Below are 24,976 nucleotides of genomic sequence, written 5' to 3'. Positions count from 1 at the left end.
ATGTCAAGTTCTTTCTCTATAGATTAACTAAATTATATGCATAATTTATACGGCTCCCCAGAAATATGACTTGATCCCATTTAATGGCAAATAATACTAATTGTTATTAGAAAAGGAAAACAGCAGAATGTTGTACCTATGTTGTACCCAAGACATAAAAAAAGCCTCCACATTTCTGTGAAGGCTTGATTTTACTAGTAGCGGGAACTGGACTCGAACCAGTGACCTTCGGGTTATGAGCCCGACGAGCTACCTACTGCTCTATCCCGCGATTTTAATCTCAAAAACAGTTTTCTTAGCTATTAACTTTCGGCTCATAATACCGACCAAATTGTTTCGGACTGCAAATATACAACCCTTTTTAAATCCTGCAAGCATAAAATTAAAAAATATTATTGTTCAATGCTATCTACTTGAAAATCTTGCAATTCGGAATTAAAAAAAATTACAGAAAGCTCAATTGGATTGCAACAAACCTCACAATCTTCAATATATACCTGTTTAGAAACCGAATTATCCAACATCATGGATATCGTTTCCCAACAATATGGACATGTAAAATAGTGTTCTAACATCCTTTAAATATAAAACAAAAACAGCCAACACAAGTGTTGGCTGTTTTAATTTCAATAAGAAATATATTTATTCTTTTTCAATATCTAATATCGCAGTAGAGTTTTGCATTTCCATTTGCATTAAGCTAGGTAGGTTTTTACCTGAATAGCTTTTATAATCTTCGTTCAAATTATTGTCGCTCACCATGATGGTATTTAGTTTTCTTAAATTCATAAACTCCAAAGGTAAATCGCCTGTAAGTTGGTTTGTAGATAAAATAAGTTCTTCTAAATTAGTAAGTTTTGCCATTTCTACAGGAATTTCACCTTCTAATTTGTTATCCATTAAACTTAATTTCTCAAGTTTACTTAACACACAAATATCACTTGGAATGGTTCCTGTTAAAAAATTGCTCCCTAATAAAAGTTCTTTTAAGTTTTTAAGATTCATTAAAACCTCAGGAATATCGCCTCCAAACTTGTTACTATATAATTGCAAAGATTCTAATTTCGTTAAGTCTCCCAATTCTGAAGGAATGTTGCCTTCAAATTGATTCATAAATAATTCTAGGGACGTTAATTCTTTTAAGTTTTTTATTGAAGATGGAAGTGTTCCCTCTAATTTATTAAACCCTAAGTTAATTTTCTTCAAAAAAACTAAGTTTCCAATTTCTTGAGGTAGTGTTCCTTGTAAGTTATTAAACTGAAGATTCAGTTCTACAACTTTATTGTTTTCTACTTTAACACCGTACCACGTATTAATGGGTGTATTCATATCCCATTTGGAGTTCCAATCGCTACCGTTAGTCGTATTATAAAGCGCGATTAACGCATCCTTTTCACTAAGGGATACATCAGCAAACGAATAGGCTGTAATAAAAAAAGTTAGAGCTATTAATTTTAAAGTTTTCATGCTTGAATAAATTTGGGATTAATTCTAGTACGAATATAACCCCAAACCCGATGAAAAACTATTTTATTCGTTGAAATACGCTAAAATTTAACAAACGCTACTCGACAAACTGCTCGATTTCAAGCTGAACGACTTCCCATTTATCCATAGATTCTTGTAAATCGGATTTCAACTTTTGATACTTATCAAAAAAATTAGGCTTCGAAGTCACCGTTTCATAGTTAGTTTCAAGTTCTAAATCAATCTTTTTGATGTCGCGCTCTAACCTATTAATTTCGGCTTCCACATTACTCAATCTATTATTTAGAGATTTGATTTTCTTTTGGTCATCATAACTTTGTTGCTTCTTTTCCTTAGGAGCCACTTTTACAACGGTTCGTTTCTCAACTTCCCGTAAATTTTCAACATTACGCTGCTCTAAATAATAATCGATATCACCTAAATACTCTTTTAATTTATGGTCTTTAAATTCATAAACCTTATTGGTAAGTCCTTGAAGGAAATCACGATCGTGAGATACTAAAATCAAGGTGCCTTCAAATTTTTTCAAAGCCTCTTTCAACACATTTTTAGATTTGATATCTAAATGGTTTGTTGGCTCATCCATAATTAACACGTTAAACGGTTGAAGCATTAATTTTGCTAAGGCCAAACGGTTACGTTCACCCCCAGACAAGACACGTACATATTTATCAGCTTCATCACCTCTAAATAAAAACGACCCTAAAATATCACGTACTTTACTTCTGTTTGTTTCATTTGCAGCATCTATCATAGTATCAAGTACGGTTTTGCTACCATCTAAATACTCTGCTTGGTTTTGTGCGAAATAGCCAATTTGAACGTTATGCCCCAATTTTAAATGACCTTCGTACTTTATATCGCCCACCATAATTTTCGCTAGGGTAGATTTACCTTGTCCATTCTGCCCAACAAAAGCCGTTTTACTATCGCGTTCTATTAATAAACCTACGTTTTTAAGAACCTGGTTATCGCCATAATTCTTTGAAATTTTATCCATTTCAGCCACCACTTTTCCAGGAGTAATAGATACCGGGAAATTAAGCGTCATCACACTGTTATCATCTTCGTCAACCTCTATTCTATCAATCTTATCTAATTTCTTGATTAGAGATTGTGCCATGGTTGCTTTCGATGCTTTCGCACGAAACTTCTCGATAAGCTTTTCGGTTTGCTCTATTTGCTTTTGCTGATTTTTTTGGGATGCCAACTGTTGTGTTCTCAACTCCTCACGTAATACCAAATACTTGGTGTATGGCTTCGGATAATCATAAATACGTCCTAAAGAAATTTCAATAGTTCGATTCGTAACATTATCTAAAAACATTTTATCATGCGACACAATAGCCACAGCGCCTGTATAATTTCTTAAAAACCCTTCCAACCAAATAATAGATTCAATATCCAAGTGATTGGTAGGCTCATCCAGTAGTAAAATATCGTTATTTTGAAGCAATAACTTAGCTAGCTCAATACGCATACGCCAACCACCCGAAAACGTATCTGTTAGTTTCCCAAAATCTTCACGTTTAAAACCTAAGCCTTGAAGAATTTTTTCAGTATCACCTTGGTAATTATAACCACCTAAAATTTCATATTGGTGCTGAAGGTCGTTAATATCAACCATCAATTGGTGGTAGCCTTCACTTTCATAATCGGTACGCTCTGCCATTTGGGTATTAACGGCATCCATTTTAGCTTCCAATTGTTTAATTTCTATAAACGCTTCGTATGCTTCTTCAAGAACCGTTCGCCCTAAAACGAAATCAATATCTTGTTTTAAAAATCCAATTTTAAGTTCTTTATCCGCAGCAATTTGACCCGTATCAGGCTCCATTTCTTTCGATAAAATTTTTAGCATGGTCGATTTTCCTGCGCCATTTTTCCCAATAAGTCCTACCCTATCGCCATTAACCAGTTTAAATGTAATATCTTCAAACAAGTATTCGCCTTGAAATGAAATCGATAAATTATGAATGTTCATCATAGAATTGTAACTTTTGCTACAGAATTTGTATTATTAAACCCTATTTTTGTTCTGTAATTGCAATTGCAAAAGTACGTTAAATTATATGTTTAAAAAAGGCTCAAAATTATATAGTATTATAACAGGTACTTGCCCTAAATGTCATGAGGAATCTATGTTTAAAAACAAGAATCCCTACATCCTTTCTGAAGCATTAAGCATGCACGAAACTTGTGGTAATTGCGGCACAAAATACAAAATTGAACCCTCTTTTTTTTATGGCGCCATGTATGTTAGTTACGCCTTAGGGATTGCCTTTGCTGTAGCAGCATTTGTAATTTCGTATGTTATTTTTAAGGCTCATATTGATATTGTTTTTATAACCATTGTTGGTACTTTAATCGCATTTATGCCTGTAATCATGCGACTTTCCAGAAATATTTGGATCAACTTTTTCATGCATTACGACAAAACATTGGCTAAAACAAAAATGTAAACCTTTGAGGATTCTTCAAAGGAGGCGGTAAATTTTCATTGCAATTGAAAACCAAGCGGCTTTCATATTCAGTAAAATAGTTAATATCCGTAATTCCGAATTCAATAACAACTTAAAAACTTATTTAAAGTTTAAATCGGGCAATATCAATTTCTTTTTCTAAAGGCGTTCCATTTTCAATAAAACGATAAAGTTGTTCTGCCACATAAGGCCCTATCATAACACCACGTGTACCCAAACCATTTAAAACAAACATGTTTTTATGTGCGGCATGTGCACCAATTAACGGGCGTCGATCTTTTACTGTAGGCCGAATGCCTGCTACTTGATTTACCACTTCAAATTCACAACTTATTAACTTTTTAAGTTTGGTTAAAAGCTCCTCTTTGGCTGATTCTGTTACTGTACCACTTAAATCCTTCCACTCATAAGTCGCACCAACAATATATAAATCAGCTCCCAACGGAATTAAAAACACACCTGCTTTTAAAACATAATCTATTTTTAAATCGGGCGCCTTTATAGTTAGCAGTTCCCCTTTTGCTGGCACCAGAGGTAACGCTTTAAAAAATGGATTTTTATGCACCCCAAAACCTTCAGCAAACACGATGTGATTTGCTTTTATATTTTCATATTGAACAGCGTCCGCTTCTAATATTAAATCATCATAATTAAAAACAGAGTCCTTAAACAAGCCATGCTGTACTAAGTAGGATTTGTAAGCATCAATTAATACTTTCACATCAATACGTCCTGCACCCAATACTTCACCATAACCAAAAGCCCCGTCAATAAAAGGATTATTATCTTTAATGATTTTTGGAGAAAGGTATTCAGAAAGTATCGGTTTATCAGACGCCGTGAACCAGTCGTTTTGCTCTTCTAACGATGCGAATTTTCTATACACTGGTATTTTATAATCCAATTTAACCCCTAACAGAGCTTCTAATTCAGCGTACAAGGGCAACGCTAAGTCCAATTGCTCTTTACACTTCCAAACCGCTGTAAAACGTTTTAAAACCACCGGATTATACAATCCGCCTGCAACTGCCGACGATTGTTGTGATGCATTATCAAAAACCACAAACGATTTATTGTTCGCTCTTAGTTGCTCACAAAAGCTAATACCTGCTAAGCCGCTTCCTATTACGATATAATCTACTTCCTCCATGTTGCGAAGATAGTAACATTTATAATCTTATTATAGGCTTCAATAGTACGTCTCACACAAACTCAAACAACCTGTAAATCAAACAAATACCTATTACTAGGTATTTTATATGGTTTTAATATTGATTAAATTTGTGCAAATCAACACACTAAGATTATGAAAAACATTACTTTTTTAAGTCTGCTTGTTTTTTCTATGACTCTACAAGCGCAAACTAAATTGTTATCTTCAACTGAAGAATACAATGATGGCACTAGTTGGAAATTAATTTCCGGGTACAATTATGAGTATGACGCAAGTGCGAATCTTATTAGTGAAACTCAATTTAATTATAATTCTACAACTGGTAACTGGGAAAACGCATATAAATACATGTATACTTACAATGCTAATAATAAAGCTACTCTTGAATTAGGCCAAGATTGGAATTCCATTACCAGTCAATTTGAAGATAGCTACAGAACACATTACAACTATAACGGGAATGGCGACATTACCGAAATTATAGATCAATTTTGGGAAAATAGCACATGGAAAAACGACTGAAAGAGCACCCTTACCTATAATGGAACAAAAATAGATTTGGCTTATGGTTATAACTGGGATGGTGCCAATTGGGTTCCAAGTGATAAGTCTACCGTAATTTACAATACTAATAATAAAATTGAAAAAATTGATATTGAAGACTGGAACGGTAGCGGTTGGGTAATTGCAGATAGAGATTTATATGTTTATGATAGCAATAACAACTTAGTTCTTGAAACTTATGAAAGTTGGGACACAACGACTTCTACCTGGAATGAACAGGAAAAAATAGAATACACCGTGGTTAATGGTAATAGAACAAGTGAAAAAACAACTTATGCCAGCACTACTTTTATTGAAAATTACGTTTATGACACGAGTAAACTGATGTCTGAATTCATACACCCGTTTAAAGACAAAACAGGATTGGAATACATCATTGAAGGCATCCCGTATTATAATAAATTATTAAGTACAAACAGCAGCTCAAACCGAACTGCTTATAATTACAATAGCGCAATCACCCTAAGTCAGGAATCATTCAAATTAACAGAAACTAAAATTAATATTTTTCCAAACCCAACACAAGGAAACCTTACTATAGAAAGTTCAGGAAGCACTATAAACGCTATTGAGCTGTATAGTGTACTTGGAGCCAAAGTATTCTCGACCAAAGACACTCATTTTAATATAGACTTTTTAAATAGAGGCGTGTATTTCTTAAACCTTCATACTACTGAAGGGCATACAATTTCTAGAAAAATAATTAAGAATTAAACAGTTCTCGCAATCTTGTTAAAATAAAAAAGCCCACTTAAAGTGGGCTTTTTTATTTTATAAGGATATTTGAAATTAATATGTCCACATATCTAATTCAAAATCTCTAATTTTCTCTTTAATTCTTTCAGACTCTAACAATTGCATTAAAGCATTTTCTGCTACGTATTCTGTAATAGCTCTATCGCCTTGTACATTTTCTTCTTTATAAATATAACCTTGAAAACGTCTTGCATTCAACACGTGATCGAATGAAAATGGCATGGAACTGTTCTTGTTATTGAAAGATTTAGCTTCGTGTAATACCGTTCTAGCATCTGGGAAAAATATCCAAAATAATTCAACTAGATCTGGATTTTCAGAATCAATAAAGTTAACATCTGGAGATACTGGTGCAATACCTAACAATCTGTATTTCATTTCAGCTTGACGCTTATCGAAATACCAAAGTCCTTTTATGTGGTATTCAGTAATATCAGCAGCAGTAATATCTCTTCTATTGATATATTCTGCTGATAATTCTTCACCTGCATTAATTTGTTCAATACCTAATTCTGTAGTATCAACTTTCACTAATGCCGCTTCAATATCTTTTAAAGTACGTTTTGTTTTAAAATAAGAATCATCATAAATGTTTTTTATTTTACCTTCTTTAATACTTTTCATAAGCACATCGTACAAACAACGTCTATCACTACCAATGTTATTGGTATCGATTGGATAGTACAATGGGAAATTAGCACGTTCATCTAAAATAACCTTTTCCCAAGTCATTTTAGAAAACAGAATATCCCTGTCGTCTACATAGCCATATTCTAACGGTCTATCATTATCTACGGCCTTTTGAGCAGCTGTTCTAACCCCAATTTCATCAGGATTTTTAGCGTTAAGTATATTAGCTTGAGCAAATATGCTTGACACTGTTAAAACAGTTGTAACGGTTAACAAAAAACTTTTTAATTTCATGTGCTTATCTTTATTGTTATTTCAATGGTCACACGCCATATCCTTATTGTTTCTCGACTCGAAGTCCATTTCAATAAGGATACGTCATCTTCTTATATATTTTTAATCACTAGAGAATTAACAAAATGCTTATTTAATATTTTAGTTTGTAAGCTCAATAATGATTGGAGATACTTTTTTAAGTATCACGCTCACACCGCTTGCTTTAGCTTCAATATCAAATATTTGAACATCTGTTCCTCTTTTCGCTTTTAGTAAGGCCGATTTAGCTCTACTATCAAGCTTATTTCCATTTACATCAATGGTTGGTTGCCCAGGTACTTTAAATTTAAATCCTGTTACAATTAAAGGTAATTCGAAATCAAAATCATCAAACTTAGCTCCTACTGTTGAAATATCAAGCGCGTTACGTTGCATTTGTATAGCACCGTCTTCACCTCTAATAGTTCCAGTTGGTTTTGGTAAATCTTTAATTCTAAAAGTCGCATTATCACTTACAGGTTTTCCATCAGGTAATTTACCTGTAACATTAATAGTTACTTCTCTACCTTGAACTCTGGTAGCATCCATAATATATTTACTTCCATTTAATCTTGATAAACCTTGACCAGAAGCTGTTACGCTATTATCTGGAATACCAGCGAAAGAAATAGTCATAGGGTTTTTAACACCACGATATACTACGTTCATTTTATCAGCAGAAATAGTTGCTGCATTTGGTTTAGGTACAGTTGCAAATGAAGAACTTACAGCTACAGGCGTTTCTTTTCCATCTTCTAAGAAAAATAAACTTCCTTCAATTTTGTGTTCTCCAGGATTTCCTGTTCCTATTTTTAATTTAACTTTTCCATCTTCGATAGAATATTCTTTCTCCGTAAGTTTTCTACCATCTAATTTCAATTCTACTCTACTAGGCTTTGTAGAAGCATCTTTACGACCTAATACGATTTGGCCATCAAATTGCTCACCATTAAAATAAGCAGATTTAGAAGTTTCCATTAAGGTCGTATAGTTAGTCATAGACACCTCGCTAGCAAGTGTACCTTGTAACATAGTTGATAATACTTCAGACTGAGTTGTTTTAATATCTGCTTGAAGTTGTGTCATTTTAGTTAACGATGCCACTAAAGGAAAGCCTTTATAATGGTAGTTTAACCAGCTTAGTTTAACACCATCTCTATTTACAACATCGTCAGTATTAAATTTTTCTTTAACATCTTTAACAACGCTTTGCATACCACTTTCGTCTGCTAAAATAGTAGCAACGCCATTTCTGTATGCTTCCATTTGAGCTAAAAACTCTTCACCAGCAGGTTTTAATTTTCCGCCTTTAAAGAAATTTTCATCAAGATAGTCTCCCTTGTCCATCACTTCGTAATCTGTAGGGTCTTCTATTTTAGCAACCATATTACCCTTTAATTCTTCTATATACTTATCAAATTTTGCAGCTAATGCGCCAACTTGATCTGCTTTAGATTTTAAGGATACATATTTTTCTGGTTGATCTGAAGCTTTTTGCTCTAAATTTGCCATGAAAGCCGTATTTCTTTGGCTTGTAGCTTCATTAGATTCTGTAAGCTTTTCGTTCATTAATCCGAATGCTGAAAGCACTTCCTTCGACATATTTAACGCTAGCATCGCTATAAATATTAAATACATCAGATTAATCATTTTCTGTCTGGGTGATAAATTTCCTCCTGCCATGTCTAATTAGGTTTTTTGGTTAATTTTTAAAATTTGGGATTAACTCCTAATTAGTTTTTGTTCATAGCAGACAGCATACCACCGTATACGCCATTTAATGATGATAAGTTAGATGCTAAAGATTGCATTTGTTCCTTCAATTTCGCTGCATTTTCTACAGACTCTTCATTAATAGTTGCTTGTTTACTAATGCTTTCTAACTGCACTTTATATAAGCTATTTAATGATTCCATTTGTGCTGCTGCTAATGATAATTCCTCACCATATTTTTTAGAAGCTTCAATAGAATTTGCACTTGATGACATATTTTTTGCTGCACCTTCAAAGTTTTTGATGCTTTCTCCTAAACTTGCCATTAATTCGCCATCAATTTTAGCGTCTTTTAATAACTCGTCTAATTTTTTAGATAACATTCCGTCTGTAGTAGTTTCTCCTACTTTTTCTTTTTTAGAAACGGCTCCTCCAGCTAATTCAGGGTATACTAAAGACCAATCTAATTCATTGTCCACAGGTTCAAATGCTGATAATGCGAAAATAATTGCTTCGGCCACAAGACCAATAGTTAATAATGCATTCCCATTTAATGGGCCAAATTCCATGTGTGTAATTTTAAATAAAGCTCCAATGATTACAATTGCCGCTCCTAATCCGTAAGCCATGTTCATGAACTTCTTACTTGCTTTTGACTTTGCCATAATTTTTGATTTTTAATTTAAGTAAAATACTTAAGTAGGTTAATTAATAGGTTAAATTTATTATTGATTTGATTTGATTAAATTCAATCGTTTTATTAGTTTCTTCCGCTAGTTACTTGTGTCCCCATGTAATCTTGCACTGTTCTAAAACCAATATAACTTCTTGCAGAATCTGCATATTCGTAATCTCTTGAGCTTACTTGTAAAAAGTATGCTACGTCTTTCCAAGAACCACCTCTAACAATTTTACGTTGATTGTTTTTATCGTTAACACTTGGATTAATGGTTGATGTATACTCGTAAGATGATGGATCGTACGACGCATTTACCCATTCTGAAACGTTACCTGCCATGTTATATAAATTATAATCATTAGGCTCGTAAGACTTTGCTTCAACAGTATATAATGCTTGATCTGCTGCGTAATCACCTCTTACAGGTTTAAAGTTTGCCATAAAACACCCTCTATCACTTTTAGTGTAAGGGCCACCCCAAGGGTATGTTGCAGCTTGAAGACCTCCTCTAGCGGCATATTCCCACTCAGCTTCAGATGGTAATCTAAATCTATTTACCGCAGCAACTCCTTTTCTAGATTTTTGGTAGCCATTCTTCTTGATGGTTCTCCACTCACAAAATGCTTTTGCTTGTTGCCAAGTAATTCCAACTACAGGATATTCGCTATATGCATCATGCCAAAAATAATCATTATGCATAGGCTCATTATACGAATAAGCAAAATCACGAATCCATACCGCAGTATCTGGATACACTTCAATTTCTTCTTTTATGATAACGTCTCTACGTTTAACACCTCTATTTCTTGCAGCCTCTTGGATATCCATATGGCTATATTGAAATTTGAATTTTTTAACATTCCAAGTACGTTGTCCGTTATAAGAATCTTCCAAAGGTAAATACATAGTATCCATAACCTCAGCATAATACTCATCTGGATATTCAGCAGTATCGAAAACTAAATCAACTTTACGATTAATTTTTCTTCCTTCATATCCTGTTGGGCCTAAACCTGTATAGTTTTCAAACATGTACTTTTCGTAAACCGACATATTAGCTGTATCTGCATCCTTAAAAGCAAATTCACCAATACCTCCATCTTCTGGCACTTTTCCAACCTCATCTGCTAAAACAGCAAGTCTATATCTTACAATTGAATCTCTAACCCAGTTTACAAACTCGCGGTATTCGCTATTTGTTATTTCTGTTGCATCCATATAAAAGGCTCTCACTGTAGCCGTTTTAGCCGGCGCATCTTGAATTCCAGCCAAATCATCATCTGCCTTACCCATAATAAACGCCCCACCAGGAATTAATTCCATACCATATGGCTTCTCTGGATGCCATTTTTTTCCTTTAACACCTACTAACTCGCCCTTATCGTTTGAACCACAACTGGCTAACAATACTAAAACTGCGGTTAACAATATAAACTTCTTCATATTCATAGAAAACTTGAGGTTAATTATTTAAGCTTCTTTTTTCAAAGCGTAAACATATTTATATATTTTTAAAAAAACAACTATTTTGATGAAAAAATTACATTTCATCGTAAAAAAATAACATTTAATCGATGAAATGTACTTTTAAACAGCTTTTTACTCTAAACACAATTCTTTTGAAACGCTTTATACCAACGTTCCGGCACCAAATTATTACATGCATCGAGATAATCTTGATGCATGCAAGGTAATAACGTATGCCGCTTCAATTTATTATTAATTTCTGTTAAAAAAGGGATTTCAATCCACCATCTCCCAGTTTTATTACTTTTATAAAACACTAATTCTTGAGATTCAACCAGAGTTATAAACTTTTGATAACTGCTGTGATCTGTAAAATCATCGTCCTTCACCCTAAAATTAACACCTTCAATAAAATACCACAACATTTGTGACACTAACATACAGGTAATATCGTCGTCTTTTGATGGTTTATATTCGTAAATCCCAAAAGAACTCACCTTATTACTAATACCTGCATAACGTGCAATGGCACAAATTTCTTTACCATCTAACCCGTTGGGCGAAAACTTTTGATTCAAACTTACTTCAGAGCCTTTTAACGAACCCAAATCAATACTTACAATATTGGCGTCACGCATTACAGGCTCAACCAAGGTAATATCTTTAGACACATCGCCTAATCTATAAGACTCAAAATAAAGCCCATCCATTAAATCTTTTTCTTCTTGCGAATTAAAATATGTTTGGTAGCCAACGGTAGCATAATTAAACAGGTTGTAAGGCTCATCCAAAATTATTTTCCCCACAAAACTGTCGTTTTTTATAGGTTTTGTTGAATCGCCTAAATCAAATTTACAATCTACATTCACAATATTTACCATAGGCATAATACTGTCGTAAGCTCGGTAATTAGGATATGTAAGATCCTGTGTACCACCTAGCACCATAGGAATGATGTTCTTTTTAATTAAAATAGCGATGGTTGTTTTTAGAGCGAAATACGTATCTTCTACACTTTCCCCTCTATTGATATCTCCCAAATCGGCAATTGAAGTATGCCAACTTCCTGGAAAAAGACCATAAAAGGTTTTTCTAATTTCATTTAACTGAAACGTTTCACCTATATAATTAATATCATTTCTATTCTCAAGAACTCCTAAAATAGCAATACGAACCCCGTCTAAATCGGGTATTCCTTTTTGCACAGAGTGAATTCTAATTTTTCTACCTAAAGCTTGAACAGAGAGTAACTCATTATGAGCCAGCACAACATCTGAAACAGGTGAAAGGAAATTAAAGTTCATTTAAAGGTACTGTTTTATTTTGCATGATTACAAATATCGTAAGAAAAAGTGGCTACACACTTGCGATTTACACAAAAATAATGTGCAAAAAACTAAAATATGGTAATTCTAACCACCGCCTACGATGTTCTACTTAATGATTTTATCCTATTTTTTCTTTGGAGCTGCCTTTTTCTTTGGAGCCGCTTTTTTCTTGGCGACTTTCTTCTTAGGTGTTTTAGCTTCTATTAAGGCTTTAGCTTCATCCAAAGTCATTTCAGACACATCAACCGATTTGTCTAATTCTACCTTAATTTTACCTTTTAAAACATTATGTCTACCCCAACGTGCTTTTTCAACACGAATGCCTTCATCTTCCCAATTATGGATAACCTTATCAATCTCTTTTTGAATTTTAGTTTCAATAAGTTCAACAATATCACTGTCTGATAAATTATCCCAATCGTATTTTTTATTTACATTAATAAACATACCATTCCACTTAATAAAAGGTCCAAAACGCCCTTTACCCTTTTGTACTGGCAAGTCATTATAAACATAAATAGGAGCGTCTGCCGCTTCTTTTTCTTTAATCAATACGATGGCATCATCAATCTCCACACTTAAAGGGTCAACTCCTTTTGGTAAAGAAACAAAGGCGTCACCAAACTTAACATACGGTCCGAAACGGCCATTATTAACCTCAACCTCTTCCCCTTTATAGGTTCCTAAGTTTTTTGGTAATTGAAATAAATCCATCGCATCTTCATACGAAATGTTATTTAATTGTTGGTCTGGACTTAAACTGGCGTATTGTGGTTTTTCCTCATCATCTGGCGTTCCAATTTGAACCATAGGTCCAAATTTACCCAAACGTACACTTACTTGTTTCCCTGTTTTAGGGTCGGTTCCTAAAACACGTTCTCCAGATTCTCTTTCGGCATTTTCTTGAACATTTTCCACTTGTGGGTGAAAATCTTGATAAAACTCTTTCATCATTTTAGTCCAATTTTCTTTTCCTTCAGCAATGTTGTCAAAATCCTCTTCAACTTTTGCTGTGAAATTGTAATCTAAAATATGCTCGAAATGATTTACTAAAAAGTCGGTTACAATAATACCAATATCAGTTGGTACTAACTTCCCTTTATCTGAACCTACTTTTTCGGTAAGTTGATTATCTTTTACTGCACCATTTTTTAATGTAAGCTGAGAATAATTACGCTCAACACCATCAATCGTACCTTTTTCAACATAATTTCTATTTTGAATGGTTGAAATAGTTGGCGCGTAAGTAGACGGACGACCGATACCTAATTCTTCCAACTGCTTAACCAAAGAGGCTTCTGTAAATCGATATGGCGGACGCGTATAACGCTCTGTCGCTGTAATATAATTATTTAGTAAAGTCTCGTTCGTTTTCATAGCAGGAAGCATGCCTTCTTGCTCAACATCTTCATCATCTGTACTTTCTAAATACACTTTTAAGAACCCATCAAAGGTGATAACTTCTCCATTAGCTGAAAAAATATCTTTATGCGTAGAGGCTGCAATTTTAACATTGGTACGCTCCAATTCTGCTTCACTCATTTGCGATGCAATGGCGCGTTTCCAAATTAAATCGTATAAACGTGCTTGATCTCTATCAATATCTACCGAATGGATTGCAAAATCGGTAGGACGTATCGCCTCATGCGCTTCTTGAGCTCCTTTGGCTTTTCCTTTATAATTTCTTGGTTTGCTATATTTATTACCATAAGCGCTTTCTATTTCCGCTTTAGCGCCATTTCTAGCTTCGTCTGATAAGTTCACACTATCAGTTCTCATATAAGTAATTAAACCGGCTTCATACAGGCGTTGCGCCATCGTCATGGTTTTACTTACTGAAAAATATAGTTTACGTGAAGCTTCCTGTTGTAAAGTAGACGTTGTAAACGGTGCTGCTGGTGATTTTTTAGCAGGTTTTTTCTCTAAATCGGATACTTTGAAAGTCGCTTTTGCATTTTTCTCTAAAAACGCTTGCGCTTCTTCTTTAGTTGAAAAAGTTTTAGGCAACTTCGCTTTGAACGTTTGCCCTTCTTCATTAGAAAATTCCGCATCAATTCTATAAGATGCTTCTGTTACAAAGTTTTGAATATCACGTTCACGTTCTACAATTAAACGCACAGAAACCGATTGTACACGACCTGCGGATAAACCACCTTTAACTTTACGCCAAAGAACGGGTGACAACTCATAACCAACAATTCTATCTAATACACGACGTGCTTGTTGCGCATCTACCAAATCATAATCAATGCCTCTTGGGTTTTCGATTGCTTTTTGAATAGCTGTTTTTGTAATTTCATGGAATACAATACGTTTCGTCTTGTCTTTATCCAATTTTAAAGTTTCGGCTAAATGCCATGCAATGGCCTCACCCTCGCGATCCTCATCACTCGCTAGCCAAACCATATCGGCTTTCTTAGCTAAGTCCTTCAGTTTTTTAACTACTGCTTTTTTATCTTTGGAAACTTCATATTTTGGTTTAAAATCACCTTCAACATCAACCCCCAACTCTTTCGATGGTAAATCGGCTATATGCCCAAAACTAGATTCTACCTTAAAATCTTTTCCTAAAAATTTCTCGATAGTCTTTGCCTTTGCAGGTGACTCCACTATTACTAAATTCTTCGCCATATTTCAATTTTTGTAGGTACAAATGTATGTGAAAAAATGTTTATCTACATATTTTTAAGGATTATCTGTTTTCTTATTAAATAAATAAGACTCTATTTTGAATAAAAAAACCAGTCACTTTCAAAAAACGCAACATTTATTCATCACCCATTCCGTAACCTTGATTTGTTTCTTTTTCATCAAAACCAACCGATTCTTTATATATAAAGTACGCTGGTAAATACGAAAACGACGAAGTCACATAAATACCAATACAACACATTAACATACCTACTATTCCTGCTAATAAACCAGAGACAAACATTAAACCAAAGGTTAATAACCATTTTTTATTACCCAATTTAAAACCTGCCTTTACAATTTCAGATGTAGACAAATCTGGATTGAAAGCAAAAATAACCGTCATTAAAGCGATGGGAACCATAACATATATAATAGGAAGCACACACAGTAGCATAGCAGCAATGGAAATACCATAACAAGCCAGAGACAGCTTTATAACTTTCCCTAAATAAGGTTTCTTTAAATAATAGAAATAATCGTCTGAACCCATTTCTTCCAAATCTTTTAGCTTACAAATTCTGTAAAAAGACGCTTTCAGACCAAAACTAATCACCATAGCAAAAAACGAAAACAAAACACCTAAAACAGCAACAGGCACCATAAATAATGGTGTAAAGGCTTCCGTATCCTGAAACATTTCAGGGCTTATCAACCCCATTCCCAACATAGGTAAATACATAACTAAATAAAAAGGCACCATTAAAAGCATGGTTAACAAGAGCATGACTAAGCCTTGCACCCAGACTTTTTTAAACAATTCGATAGATTGATTAAAAATGGTTCCAAAATCTAAAGACTTTGCGCGGTCTATTTTATCTAATAAGGTTGAAATAGTATTCATTCAAGTTTTTTTTGATTAATTGCAACCAAAGTAAATGCTTTCTTTCACATTTTCAAAATTTAATAAATTTTTAAGTATGACACTTTGTCACAAAGCATAAATTAATTGTATCTTTGCATGCTTATTGAAAATACGTGTTTCAGCAACCTATGGAAAAGATAATAGACGAAAACAAACAAGGAGAATCTTTAGTTCTAGAACATAAAGAAGGTAACAAACGCAAACTTTTTATTGAAAGTTATGGTTGCGCCATGAATTTTAGCGACAGTGAAATTGTAGCTTCTATTTTAACCGACCAAGGATATAACACGACCCAGAATTTAGAAGATGCCGATTTAGTTCTGGTAAACACCTGCTCTATACGTGATAAAGCAGAACAAACCGTACGTAAACGTTTAGAGAAATACAACGCGGTAAAAAGAGATATTAACCCCAAAATGAAAGTGGGCGTTTTAGGCTGTATGGCCGAACGTTTAAAAACGAAATTTCTTGAAGAGGAAAAAATAGTTGACCTTGTTGTGGGACCTGATGCCTATAAAGACTTACCAAACCTATTGGCTGAAGTTGATGAAGGCCATGATGCTATTAACGTGATTCTTTCTAAAGAAGAAACCTATGGCGATATTTCACCGATACGTTTAAACAGCAATGGCGTTACTGCTTTTGTATCTATAACCCGTGGTTGCGATAATATGTGTACGTTTTGCGTAGTGCCTTTTACACGTGGGCGTGAGCGCAGTAGAGACCCTCAAAGTATTATTGAAGAAATTAACGATTTAGCAAACAAAGGCTACAAAGAAGTTACGCTTCTAGGTCAAAATGTAGATAGTTACCTATGGTATGGTGGCGGTTTGAAGAAAGATTTCGATAAAGCTTCCGATTTACAACAAGCAACAGCCGTAAATTTCGCTAAGTTATTAGACCAATGTGCTATTGCACAACCTAAAATGCGTATTCGTTTTTCAACGTCAAATCCACAAGATTTAACTATGGATGTCGTTAAATCTATGGCGAAACACCGCAATATTTGCAACCACATACACTTACCAGTACAAAGTGGTAGCGACCGTATTTTAAAAGAAATGAACCGTTTGCATACGCGTGAAGAATACATGCAATTAATAGATAATATTAAGAGTATCATTCCAGATTGCGCGATTAGTCAAGATATGATTGTTGGTTTCCCAACAGAAACAGAGGCCGATTTCCAAGACACTATGTCCTTAATGGAATATGTGAAATATGATTTTGGTTATATGTTCACCTATTCAGAACGTCCAGGAACCATGGCTGAACGCAAAATGGAAGACGACGTACCTGAACCAGATAAAAAACGTCGCCTTGCCGAAATGGTAGAGCTTCAACAAGAGCATAGTGGTCTTAGAACCAGACAAAATTTAAACACCGTTGTTGAAGTACTTATTGAAAAAGAATCTAAAAAATCGGACGCACACTGGTCTGGAAGAACCCAACAAAGTTTAGTAGCTGTTTTTCCTAAAGGTGACTATAAAATTGGCGATTTTGTAAACGTTCAAGTTTCAGATAGCACGAGTGCGACCTTAATTGGGGAAGCTATTGGTTATTCAATTAATAATTAAAAATGCATAGTAAGAAACGCCTATTTATGCACAACATTTTTAATTAGTCACTTTTAATTTTTATTTATTAAATGGAATCAATTCAAGCTATAAAACAACGTTTTGGTATTATTGGCAACACAGCATCACTAAATCGCGCCATTGAAAAAGCGATACAAGTAGCACCAACCGATATTTCGGTGTTGGTTACTGGTGAAAGTGGTGTGGGTAAAGAAAGCATTCCTAAAATAATACATCAACTTTCACACAGAAAGCATAATAAATATATCGCTGTAAACTGCGGCGCCATTCCCGAGGGAACTATTGACAGTGAGCTTTTCGGTCACGAAAAAGGCTCATTTACAGGCGCTACCCAAACACGCGAAGGTTATTTTGAAGTTGCCGATGGTGGTACTATTTTTCTAGATGAAGTAGGCGAATTACCATTAACCACCCAAGTACGCTTACTACGTGTTCTGGAAAACGGTGAATTCTTAAAAGTAGGTTCTAGTAAAGTACAAAAAACCAACGTACGTATTGTGGCAGCCACCAACGTAAACATGTTTGAGGCCATTGAAAAAGAAAAGTTTCGTGAAGATTTATACTACCGTTTAAGCACCGTAGACATCCATTTACCTCCATTACGCGATAGACAAGAAGACATTCATTTATTGTTTAGAAAGTTTGCGAGCGACTTTGCTTTAAAATATAAAATGCCCACCATCAAATTAACCGATGCGGCTATACAAACACTTTTAAAACACCGTTGGGGCGGTAATGTGCGCCAATTACGAAACATTGCAGAGCAACTATCGGTTTTAGAACAAAACAGAACTATTTCAGCAGAAACTCTAAAAAGTTATTTACCAGCAATGGGCAGCAATTTACCTGCTGTTATTAAAACATCGAAGTCTGATAGCGATTTTAGTAGCGAGCGTGAAATTCTGTACAAAGTATTGTTCGACATGAAAGGTGATTTGAACGACTTAAAGAAGCTTACTTTAGAACTCATGAAAAATGGGAACACCAAAGATGTTGAAAAGAAAAATGAAAGCTTAATTCAGAAAATTTACGGTGATGATGAAGATGATGCTGAATATGAAGAGGACAATACCGATACCAATGAAGTGCTTTCCATACCAGAACACAGCACAACACACAACACGTCTGAAACCTTAGACAAATACCATTTTGCTGAAGAAATTGAGGAAGAAGAAACCTTATCGCTGCAAGACAAGGAACTAGAATTAATAAAAAAATCGCTTGAACGCCATCAAGGAAAACGTAAATTGGCCGCCGCCGAATTAGGCATAAGCGAGCGCACCTTGTATCGAAAAATAAAACAATACGATTTGTAATTAGTTAACGGTAAATAATTTAAAACACAACAATACCAACAACAAATCGTTTTACACTAATAAAAACTAATATCACACTAAGCTTGTCAAAGTGTTTTTAATCCTATGAAAAAAACTTTAATTTACTTTTCACTTTTTTCGTTTACCCTTTTACTTTCAGGTTGTGGGATTTATTCTTTCACGGGTGCATCTGTTCCTGCCAATGTAAAAACATACCAAGTAAACCGTTTTGAAAACAATTCACTTTTAGTAGAACCGGGTTTAGAGCGCGACTTTAAATTAGCTTTGGAAGATTTAATTCAGAATCAAACAAATTTAAATTTAGTACCCTCTAATGGCGATTTAGTTTATGAAGGAGAAATAACCGATTACCGTGTATCACCAACCACCGCCACATCACAAAACACAGCAGCACAAAACAGATTAACCATAAGCGTAAAAGTGCGTTTTTTCAATAGAAAGAAAGAAGGTGATGATTTAGAACAATCTTTCTCATTCTTTTACGACTACGCAGGAAGTTCCCAATTAATTGGAACCACAAAAACAGCTGCACACGAAGAGATTTTTGAGCGCCTTACACAAGACATTTTCAATGCGACTTTAGCTAAGTGGTAAGAACCAATTGAAAATTAATAATGGACAATTAACAATTGTTATTTTTAAATTGTTAATTGTTAATTGAACACAAACCAATGAATAACAGCGATTTTACACATATACTTCAGCAACCGCAACGCATCACACAGCAGCAAACCGAAGCTGTAAAATCTATTATCGATGAATTTCCTTATTTTCAATCGGCACGCGCCCTATACCTTAAAGGTTTAAAAAACGAAAGCAGTTTTAAATACAATCAAGAGCTCAAAACCACGGCAGCTTATACAGCAGATCGTAGTATTTTATTCGATTTTATAACTTCAGAAGTGTTTGTTCAAAATGAAATTTCAGAATTCATTAAACAAAACACAGCCCATTTACAAGATATTCCAGTTCATGTTGAAGATATTTCAGTTAACAAAAAAGTCACTTTTGATGATAAACTGAAACAGCAACTCATGGAAACCATTGGTGTTTTAGACCCCACCCTTTTTAGACCAAAAGAACAGCAAACAGCAAATACAACGGATATTCCTTTAGAGGAAACTGAAAATAACACTGCTAAAAAAGAGGTAAGAGAAACTCAAGAACCCCATACGAACGATCTATTAAACCTAGGCAAACCGTTTGATTTTAACAGAAGGGAAACCCATTCCTTTAATGAGTGGTTAAATTTAACACGCCTACAACCTATAGAAAGAGAGGAAGAAACTGTTGAAGAAGCAATCGAAGAAAAGGAAACGGACGCTCTGGAAGCCACTGCAAACATTGAGAAGCTTAAAAAGTTTGAACTTATTGAAGAATTTATTAATAAAAACCCGAAAATAAATCCGAATACATTTATCCCTTCAAAAGTAAATTTGGCTGAAGCACAAATGATACAACCAGAGGCCTTAATGACCGAGACTTTGGCTCGAATTTATGTAGAACAAAAAAACTATAAAAAGGCAATTCAATCTTATAAAATTTTAAGTTTGAAATATCCAGAAAAAAGTAGTTTCTTTGCAAACCAAATTAAGGCAGTAGAACAATTACAAGAACAAAATAACAAGAAATAATGAGTACGTTTACAATATTTTTAGCATTAATAGTTGTGGTAGCATTTTTACTAATCGTAGTAATCATGGTTCAAAACCCTAAAGGTGGCGGATTATCTTCATCTTTTGGCGGTGGTGGTTCACAACAATTAGGTGGTGTAAAAAAGACAACCGACTTTTTAGATAAAAGCACATGGACATTAGCAACTTTATTGTTGGTGTTAATTTTATTATCTAACGTCGCTATTAACAAAGGTGGTGAAAGTGCAGATTCTAAAGCTTTAGACTTAGATGCAACAACTTCTCAACCATTACCAACACCTGCATTACCAGCAAACAATACTGCTCCTGCAGAGTAATTTGCACTACAATAAAACAAAAAAATGCCAACTTTAAACGAGTTGGCATTTTTTGTTGCTGTAAGTTTGTCAGTTATCAACCATTGGCACGCTTTTAGAATAGTACATACCCATTAACATTCATTTTTTTAAACTTAAAAATATATCACAAATGGCATTAAACATTAAACCATTAGCAGATCGCGTTCTTATCGAACCTGCACCCGCTGAAACTAAAACAGCATCAGGAATTATCATTCCAGATAACGCTAAAGAAAAACCACAAAAAGGAACTGTTGTTGCTGCAGGTAAAGGCACCAAAGATGAGCCTATTACCGTAAAAATTGGCGACACTGTTTTATATGGTAAATATGCTGGCACCGAACTTAAATTAGAAGGTAAAGATTATTTAATAATGCGTGAAAGCGACATTCTTGCAATTATTTAATTGCAAATTCCAAAACGTCATTACGAGAAGTTTGCAACGAAGTAATCTTTTGAATAGCACTTCTTATCTAAAGATTGCCACGACTTAAAAAAGTCTCGCAATGACGAAATAATAAAAATTTTTAACAAAAATTAAAATAGCTTATGGCATAGAGCCTAGAGCATAAAGCATAACAATATGGCAAAAGACATAAAATTTGATATTGAAGCACGCGACGGATTAAAACGTGGTGTTGATGCATTAGCAAATGCAGTAAAAGTAACTTTAGGACCTAAAGGTCGTAATGTTATTATTGGTAAATCTTTCGGAGCCCCTCAAGTAACTAAAGATGGTGTTTCAGTTGCAAAAGAGATTGAATTAAAAGACCCTCTTGAAAACATGGGCGCACAAATGGTTAAAGAAGTGGCTTCTAAAACCAATGATTTAGCTGGAGATGGTACTACAACTGCTACCGTTTTAGCACAAGCAATCGTAAAAGAAGGTTTAAAAAATGTGGCTGCGGGTGCAAACCCAATGGATTTAAAACGTGGTATCGACAAAGCTGTTGAAGCCATCGTTAAAGATTTAGAAAAGCAATCTAAAAAAGTAGGTAACTCTTCTGAAATGATCAAGCAAGTAGCTTCCATTTCAGCAAATAACGACGATACTATTGGCGATTTAATTGCGAAAGCATTTGATAAAGTTGGTAAAGAAGGCGTTATTACTGTTGAAGAGGCTAAAGGTATGGAAACCTATGTAGACGTTGTTGAAGGTATGCAATTCGATAGAGGATATTTATCTCCTTACTTCGTTACAGATACTGATAAAATGATTGTTGATTTAGAAAATCCATACATCTTATTATTCGACAAAAAGATTTCTAACTTACAAGAAATTCTTCCAATATTAGAACCAGTTGCACAATCTGGTCGTCCATTATTAATTGTTGCAGAAGATGTTGATGGTCAAGCATTAGCAACTTTAGTAGTTAACAAATTACGTGGTGGTTTAAAAATTGCAGCTGTAAAAGCTCCAGGATTTGGCGACAGACGTAAAGCTATGTTAGAAGACATCGCTATCTTAACAGGTGGTACTGTAATTTCTGAAGAGCGTGGTTTCACATTAGAGAATGCTGATTTAAGCATGTTAGGTACTGCTGAAACAGTAACTGTTGATAAAGACAACACAACTATTGTAAATGGTTCTGGTGATGCTGATACTATTAAAGCGCGTGTAAACCAAATTAAAGCGCAAATTGAAACAACTACAAGTGATTACGATAAAGAAAAACTACAAGAGCGTTTAGCTAAATTAGCTGGTGGTGTTGCTGTTCTTTATGTTGGTGCTGCTTCTGAAGTTGAAATGAAAGAGAAAAAAGACCGTGTTGATGATGCATTACATGCTACAAGAGCTGCCGTTGAGGAAGGTATTGTTGCTGGTGGTGGTGTTGCTTTAGTAAGAGCAAAATCGGTTCTAGATAAAATTGCTACTGAAAATCTTGACGAAACTACAGGTATTCAGATTGTAGCTCGTGCTATTGAAGCACCTTTACGTACTATTGTTGAAAATGCAGGTGGTGAAGGTAGTGTTGTAGTATCTAAAGTAATGGAAGGTAAAGGATCGTTTGGTTACGATGCGAAGTCTGAAACTTATGTAGATATGCTAGAAGCAGGTATTATCGATCCTAAAAAAGTTACTCGTATTGCTTTAGAGAATGCTGCATCTGTTGCAGGTATGATCTTAACTACCGAGTGTGCTTTAATTGACATTAAAGAGGACGCTCCAGCTATGCCAGGTGGTATGGGTGGCGGTATGCCAGGAATGATGTAATCGAGAATTTCGATACACAAATATTAAAAAAAACGTCTCAATTTATTTTGAGGCGTTTTTTTTGTGGGTTTGGTTATGGTTTATGCCTAACAATGGAGTCGCGTTAATTCCAATGGCTAATAAATTGCTTAAATAATTAAAGAAAAAAGCATGAAAAAAAGCTTAGAAAATCAACTACTTAAATTTCTAAGCCCAATATAATAGTGTCTCCTATTTTTGAAGAAATGACTTGTTTTTTATTTCAGCTCTTTGTTGGCAACTGGCTTTATTTCGTACGCTTAAGTTTTGGAGGATTTTGTCGAGTATCGAAAACATCAGCGATTTTTATAAATCCGTTTTGATTGTCTACAGAGTAAATAAGTTTGTAGTTTCTGAAAACTAAATATCGATATTGAGTTTCTCTGTGTTTTAATAATTCTTCTTCTTGCCCTATTAGAGGTGTTTTTATCAACTTTTTTGGCTCGTCAATAATCTCTTTTACAAGTTACTTGGCAACTCTTGGACTAGCTTTCTTTTCGTAATATTCGTAGATTTCGTCAAGTTGAGTTTCGGCGAATTCAGACCAAATAATTTTCAATGCTATTATTTGTATTTAGCTAAAAGTTCAGAACTCCCTTTAAATCGGTTGTTTCGGAAATCTGATTCTGATTGGTCAATTCGTTTATTCAACTCATCTTGAGTCATTGGTTCGAATATTTGCTCATCTGACGCTTTCTTTTCTTTTCTTAATATTTTTTCAAGACGAGATACAGCTTCTTCACTTTGAAGTTTCAAAAATTCCTTTACAAATTCTATTTTTCGAGCTTCCAAATTCATTTTATTCGACTTTTTATCAAAGATACAAAATTATCAATTCAGTTGTTTTTTTTCTTGAATGGACGGGTTTCACAGCTTGTTGCCAACGTTTCGTGTATGAGTATGGCGTGGTTCGTCACGCACATTGCAAACAAGTACTTATGTTTCTGTATTGCTTAAATAATTAGAGAAAAAAGCATAAAAAAAGCTTAGACAATCAACTACTTGAATTTCTAAGCCCAACATAATAGTGCCTCCTATTTTTGAAGAAATGACTTGTTTTTTATTTCAGTTCTTTGTTGTAGCACGTTTTTATTCCGCTTTTGCATTTACAATATTCCAACTAAATTCAGTCACATCTTGAGAAACATTTACTTTTTTCTCAAAAGATTGCGACTTTCCAGGTTCAATATATTCGTAAATAGTAAATTCGGCTTTCCCAATTTCCGATTTCGTTTTGGATAAAAATGTCACAATTACTTTCACATCTTTTGCTTTTGCAACTAAAGCATTGTTAGTAATTTTACCAGTCAGATATTTCGATTTTTTACTGCTAAAAAATCCGCCTTCATTCCGCGTCTCAATTCGTGCAGTTCCGTTTAATAGAGTCGAAACGATTTTAATTTCACGTTCTTTTAAGTCCGATTTAATAGATTCAACACTTCGATATTTTTGCATTCTTTCAGCTTCGTCATATCCAACTGTTTTTCCAGCAAAAAATCCGATTGCTCCAGTAATAATTCCGACAATAATAATTGGTAAAATTTTCTTCATAAATATTAATTTTCTTGGTTTGATCAAATGTGTTACAACGTCAGTCTGTCTAATAACCTACTGCAATTTTATATATTTCTACTAAAATACAGTTTTTTGAATTAGCTGTAT

At 34.3% G+C, this 24,976-nt stretch carries 24 protein-coding genes and 1 tRNA gene; 10 read left to right on the top strand and 15 right to left on the bottom strand.

The genetic code is table 11. The features are described from left to right. Nucleotides 1-198 precede the first annotated feature (198 nt). From Q5N74_RS18165 to Q5N74_RS18150, 4 genes are all read right to left on the bottom strand, one after another. Nucleotides 199-271, bottom strand: a tRNA-Met gene (locus tag Q5N74_RS18165). Nucleotides 272-392: 121 nt separating this feature from the next. Continuing rightward, on the bottom strand, nucleotides 393-575 hold the full coding sequence (locus Q5N74_RS18160; RefSeq protein ID WP_304390418.1) for a CPXCG motif-containing cysteine-rich protein: 183 nt from the start codon (nucleotides 573-575) through the stop codon (nucleotides 393-395). A gap of 67 nt (nucleotides 576-642) precedes the next feature. After that, on the bottom strand, nucleotides 643-1,467 hold the full coding sequence (locus tag Q5N74_RS18155; RefSeq protein WP_304390417.1) for a Two component regulator three Y domain protein: 825 nt from the start codon (nucleotides 1,465-1,467) through the stop codon (nucleotides 643-645). 97 nt (nucleotides 1,468-1,564) lie between these two features. Continuing rightward, a complete protein-coding gene (locus Q5N74_RS18150) occupies nucleotides 1,565-3,475 on the bottom strand; it encodes an ABC-F family ATP-binding cassette domain-containing protein (protein WP_304390416.1) in 1,911 nt (636 codons plus the stop codon). 85 nt (nucleotides 3,476-3,560) lie between these two features. On the opposite strand from Q5N74_RS18150, the gene Q5N74_RS18145 reads away from it, so the two are divergent. Further along, a complete protein-coding gene (locus tag Q5N74_RS18145; protein ID WP_304390415.1) occupies nucleotides 3,561-3,950 on the top strand; it encodes a DUF983 domain-containing protein in 390 nt (129 codons plus the stop codon). A 124-nt stretch (nucleotides 3,951-4,074) separates the two neighbouring features. On the opposite strand, the gene Q5N74_RS18140 is transcribed toward Q5N74_RS18145, so the two are convergent. Further along, nucleotides 4,075-5,121: an FAD-binding oxidoreductase gene (locus Q5N74_RS18140; protein ID WP_304390414.1), complete on the bottom strand. Its 1,047-nt coding sequence runs from the start codon at nucleotides 5,119-5,121 to the stop codon at nucleotides 4,075-4,077. Nucleotides 5,122-5,277: 156 nt separating this feature from the next. Here Q5N74_RS18140 and Q5N74_RS18135 point away from each other — a divergent pair, with 156 nt between their 5' ends. After that, nucleotides 5,278-5,667, top strand: a complete 390-nt coding sequence (locus tag Q5N74_RS18135; protein WP_304390413.1) for a hypothetical protein — start codon at nucleotides 5,278-5,280, stop codon at nucleotides 5,665-5,667. Between the two features lie 36 nt (nucleotides 5,668-5,703). Beyond that, nucleotides 5,704-6,423: a T9SS type A sorting domain-containing protein gene (locus tag Q5N74_RS18130; RefSeq protein ID WP_304390412.1), complete on the top strand. Its 720-nt coding sequence runs from the start codon at nucleotides 5,704-5,706 to the stop codon at nucleotides 6,421-6,423. 75 nt (nucleotides 6,424-6,498) lie between these two features. On the opposite strand, the gene gldN is transcribed toward Q5N74_RS18130, so the two are convergent. The 7 genes from gldN to Q5N74_RS18095 form a co-directional block, all read right to left on the bottom strand. Continuing rightward, nucleotides 6,499-7,389 carry a gliding motility protein GldN gene (gene gldN / locus Q5N74_RS18125; RefSeq protein ID WP_304390411.1) on the bottom strand — a complete coding sequence of 297 codons (891 nt, stop codon included), beginning with the start codon at nucleotides 7,387-7,389 and terminating at the stop codon, nucleotides 6,499-6,501. Between the two features lie 141 nt (nucleotides 7,390-7,530). After that, nucleotides 7,531-9,093 carry a gliding motility protein GldM gene (gldM, locus tag Q5N74_RS18120; RefSeq protein WP_304390410.1) on the bottom strand — a complete coding sequence of 521 codons (1,563 nt, stop codon included), beginning with the start codon at nucleotides 9,091-9,093 and terminating at the stop codon, nucleotides 7,531-7,533. 50 nt (nucleotides 9,094-9,143) lie between these two features. After that, nucleotides 9,144-9,788: a gliding motility protein GldL gene (gldL, locus tag Q5N74_RS18115; RefSeq protein WP_304390409.1), complete on the bottom strand. Its 645-nt coding sequence runs from the start codon at nucleotides 9,786-9,788 to the stop codon at nucleotides 9,144-9,146. Nucleotides 9,789-9,883: 95 nt separating this feature from the next. After that, nucleotides 9,884-11,251 carry a gliding motility lipoprotein GldK gene (gene gldK, locus Q5N74_RS18110; RefSeq protein ID WP_304390408.1) on the bottom strand — a complete coding sequence of 456 codons (1,368 nt, stop codon included), beginning with the start codon at nucleotides 11,249-11,251 and terminating at the stop codon, nucleotides 9,884-9,886. Between the two features lie 155 nt (nucleotides 11,252-11,406). Then, entirely contained in the window at nucleotides 11,407-12,573 is a 1,167-nt protein-coding gene (locus tag Q5N74_RS18105; RefSeq protein WP_304390407.1) for a formimidoylglutamase, read from the bottom strand. Between the two features lie 147 nt (nucleotides 12,574-12,720). After that, the gene (topA, locus tag Q5N74_RS18100) at nucleotides 12,721-15,228 is read right to left on the bottom strand and encodes a type I DNA topoisomerase (protein ID WP_304390406.1); all 2,508 of its coding nucleotides are present in this window, start codon (nucleotides 15,226-15,228) and stop codon (nucleotides 12,721-12,723) included. Nucleotides 15,229-15,364: 136 nt separating this feature from the next. Continuing rightward, on the bottom strand, nucleotides 15,365-16,132 hold the full coding sequence (locus tag Q5N74_RS18095; protein ID WP_304390405.1) for a hypothetical protein: 768 nt from the start codon (nucleotides 16,130-16,132) through the stop codon (nucleotides 15,365-15,367). A gap of 149 nt (nucleotides 16,133-16,281) precedes the next feature. On the opposite strand from Q5N74_RS18095, the gene miaB reads away from it, so the two are divergent. From miaB to groL, 7 genes are all read left to right on the top strand, one after another. Next, nucleotides 16,282-17,730 carry a tRNA (N6-isopentenyl adenosine(37)-C2)-methylthiotransferase MiaB gene (gene miaB / locus Q5N74_RS18090; RefSeq protein ID WP_304390404.1) on the top strand — a complete coding sequence of 483 codons (1,449 nt, stop codon included), beginning with the start codon at nucleotides 16,282-16,284 and terminating at the stop codon, nucleotides 17,728-17,730. Between the two features lie 71 nt (nucleotides 17,731-17,801). Next, a complete protein-coding gene (locus Q5N74_RS18085; protein WP_304390403.1) occupies nucleotides 17,802-19,067 on the top strand; it encodes a sigma-54-dependent Fis family transcriptional regulator in 1,266 nt (421 codons plus the stop codon). Nucleotides 19,068-19,172: 105 nt separating this feature from the next. After that, nucleotides 19,173-19,682, top strand: a complete 510-nt coding sequence (lptE, locus tag Q5N74_RS18080) for an LptE family protein (protein ID WP_304390402.1) — start codon at nucleotides 19,173-19,175, stop codon at nucleotides 19,680-19,682. 77 nt (nucleotides 19,683-19,759) lie between these two features. Next, nucleotides 19,760-20,722: a hypothetical protein gene (locus Q5N74_RS18075; protein WP_304390401.1), complete on the top strand. Its 963-nt coding sequence runs from the start codon at nucleotides 19,760-19,762 to the stop codon at nucleotides 20,720-20,722. Beyond that, a complete protein-coding gene (secG, locus tag Q5N74_RS18070) occupies nucleotides 20,722-21,060 on the top strand; it encodes a preprotein translocase subunit SecG (protein ID WP_304390400.1) in 339 nt (112 codons plus the stop codon). The genes Q5N74_RS18075 and secG overlap by 1 nt, the downstream gene beginning before the upstream one ends. Before the next feature lie 151 nt (nucleotides 21,061-21,211). Beyond that, nucleotides 21,212-21,487, top strand: coding sequence for a co-chaperone GroES (groES, locus tag Q5N74_RS18065; protein ID WP_304390399.1), 276 nt, complete (start codon nucleotides 21,212-21,214; stop codon nucleotides 21,485-21,487). 177 nt (nucleotides 21,488-21,664) lie between these two features. After that, entirely contained in the window at nucleotides 21,665-23,296 is a 1,632-nt protein-coding gene (gene groL / locus Q5N74_RS18060) for a chaperonin GroEL (protein WP_304390398.1), read from the top strand. A gap of 265 nt (nucleotides 23,297-23,561) precedes the next feature. Here the strand turns inward: groL and Q5N74_RS18055 are convergent, their stop codons facing one another. The 3 genes from Q5N74_RS18055 to Q5N74_RS18045 form a co-directional block, all read right to left on the bottom strand. After that, nucleotides 23,562-23,747, bottom strand: coding sequence for a hypothetical protein (locus Q5N74_RS18055; RefSeq protein WP_304390397.1), 186 nt, complete (start codon nucleotides 23,745-23,747; stop codon nucleotides 23,562-23,564). A gap of 131 nt (nucleotides 23,748-23,878) precedes the next feature. Further along, nucleotides 23,879-24,112, bottom strand: coding sequence for a hypothetical protein (locus tag Q5N74_RS18050; RefSeq protein ID WP_304390396.1), 234 nt, complete (start codon nucleotides 24,110-24,112; stop codon nucleotides 23,879-23,881). Nucleotides 24,113-24,403: 291 nt separating this feature from the next. Continuing rightward, nucleotides 24,404-24,865, bottom strand: coding sequence for a hypothetical protein (locus tag Q5N74_RS18045; protein WP_304390395.1), 462 nt, complete (start codon nucleotides 24,863-24,865; stop codon nucleotides 24,404-24,406). Between the last annotated feature and the right edge of the window lie 111 nt (nucleotides 24,866-24,976).

This window comes from Mariniflexile sp. AS56 (assembly GCF_030552475.1).
Classification (GTDB): domain Bacteria; phylum Bacteroidota; class Bacteroidia; order Flavobacteriales; family Flavobacteriaceae; genus Mariniflexile.
The sequence above is the reverse complement of the archived record's forward strand: the minus strand, read 5'-3'. Positions and strand labels throughout refer to the sequence as shown.

Bases quoted from the DNA above. Each gene is read 5' to 3' on its own strand.
- Q5N74_RS18160 (WP_304390418.1), bottom strand. From the start codon at position 575: ATGTTAGAACACTATTTTACATGTCCATATTGTTGGGAAACGATATCC.
- Q5N74_RS18155 (WP_304390417.1), bottom strand. From the start codon at position 1,467: ATGAAAACTTTAAAATTAATAGCTCTAACTTTTTTTATTACAGCCTAT.
- Q5N74_RS18150 (WP_304390416.1), bottom strand. From the start codon at position 3,475: ATGATGAACATTCATAATTTATCGATTTCATTTCAAGGCGAATACTTG.
- Q5N74_RS18145 (WP_304390415.1), top strand. From the start codon at position 3,561: ATGTTTAAAAAAGGCTCAAAATTATATAGTATTATAACAGGTACTTGC.
- Q5N74_RS18140 (WP_304390414.1), bottom strand. From the start codon at position 5,121: ATGGAGGAAGTAGATTATATCGTAATAGGAAGCGGCTTAGCAGGTATT.
- Q5N74_RS18135 (WP_304390413.1), top strand. From the start codon at position 5,278: ATGAAAAACATTACTTTTTTAAGTCTGCTTGTTTTTTCTATGACTCTA.
- gldN (WP_304390411.1), bottom strand. From the start codon at position 7,389: ATGAAATTAAAAAGTTTTTTGTTAACCGTTACAACTGTTTTAACAGTG.
- gldM (WP_304390410.1), bottom strand. From the start codon at position 9,093: ATGGCAGGAGGAAATTTATCACCCAGACAGAAAATGATTAATCTGATG.
- gldL (WP_304390409.1), bottom strand. From the start codon at position 9,788: ATGGCAAAGTCAAAAGCAAGTAAGAAGTTCATGAACATGGCTTACGGA.
- gldK (WP_304390408.1), bottom strand. From the start codon at position 11,251: ATGAATATGAAGAAGTTTATATTGTTAACCGCAGTTTTAGTATTGTTA.
- Q5N74_RS18105 (WP_304390407.1), bottom strand. From the start codon at position 12,573: ATGAACTTTAATTTCCTTTCACCTGTTTCAGATGTTGTGCTGGCTCAT.
- topA (WP_304390406.1), bottom strand. From the start codon at position 15,228: ATGGCGAAGAATTTAGTAATAGTGGAGTCACCTGCAAAGGCAAAGACT.
- Q5N74_RS18095 (WP_304390405.1), bottom strand. From the start codon at position 16,132: ATGAATACTATTTCAACCTTATTAGATAAAATAGACCGCGCAAAGTCT.
- miaB (WP_304390404.1), top strand. From the start codon at position 16,282: ATGGAAAAGATAATAGACGAAAACAAACAAGGAGAATCTTTAGTTCTA.
- Q5N74_RS18085 (WP_304390403.1), top strand. From the start codon at position 17,802: ATGGAATCAATTCAAGCTATAAAACAACGTTTTGGTATTATTGGCAAC.
- lptE (WP_304390402.1), top strand. From the start codon at position 19,173: ATGAAAAAAACTTTAATTTACTTTTCACTTTTTTCGTTTACCCTTTTA.
- Q5N74_RS18075 (WP_304390401.1), top strand. From the start codon at position 19,760: ATGAATAACAGCGATTTTACACATATACTTCAGCAACCGCAACGCATC.
- secG (WP_304390400.1), top strand. From the start codon at position 20,722: ATGAGTACGTTTACAATATTTTTAGCATTAATAGTTGTGGTAGCATTT.
- groES (WP_304390399.1), top strand. From the start codon at position 21,212: ATGGCATTAAACATTAAACCATTAGCAGATCGCGTTCTTATCGAACCT.
- groL (WP_304390398.1), top strand. From the start codon at position 21,665: ATGGCAAAAGACATAAAATTTGATATTGAAGCACGCGACGGATTAAAA.
- Q5N74_RS18050 (WP_304390396.1), bottom strand. From the start codon at position 24,112: ATGAATTTGGAAGCTCGAAAAATAGAATTTGTAAAGGAATTTTTGAAA.
- Q5N74_RS18045 (WP_304390395.1), bottom strand. From the start codon at position 24,865: ATGAAGAAAATTTTACCAATTATTATTGTCGGAATTATTACTGGAGCA.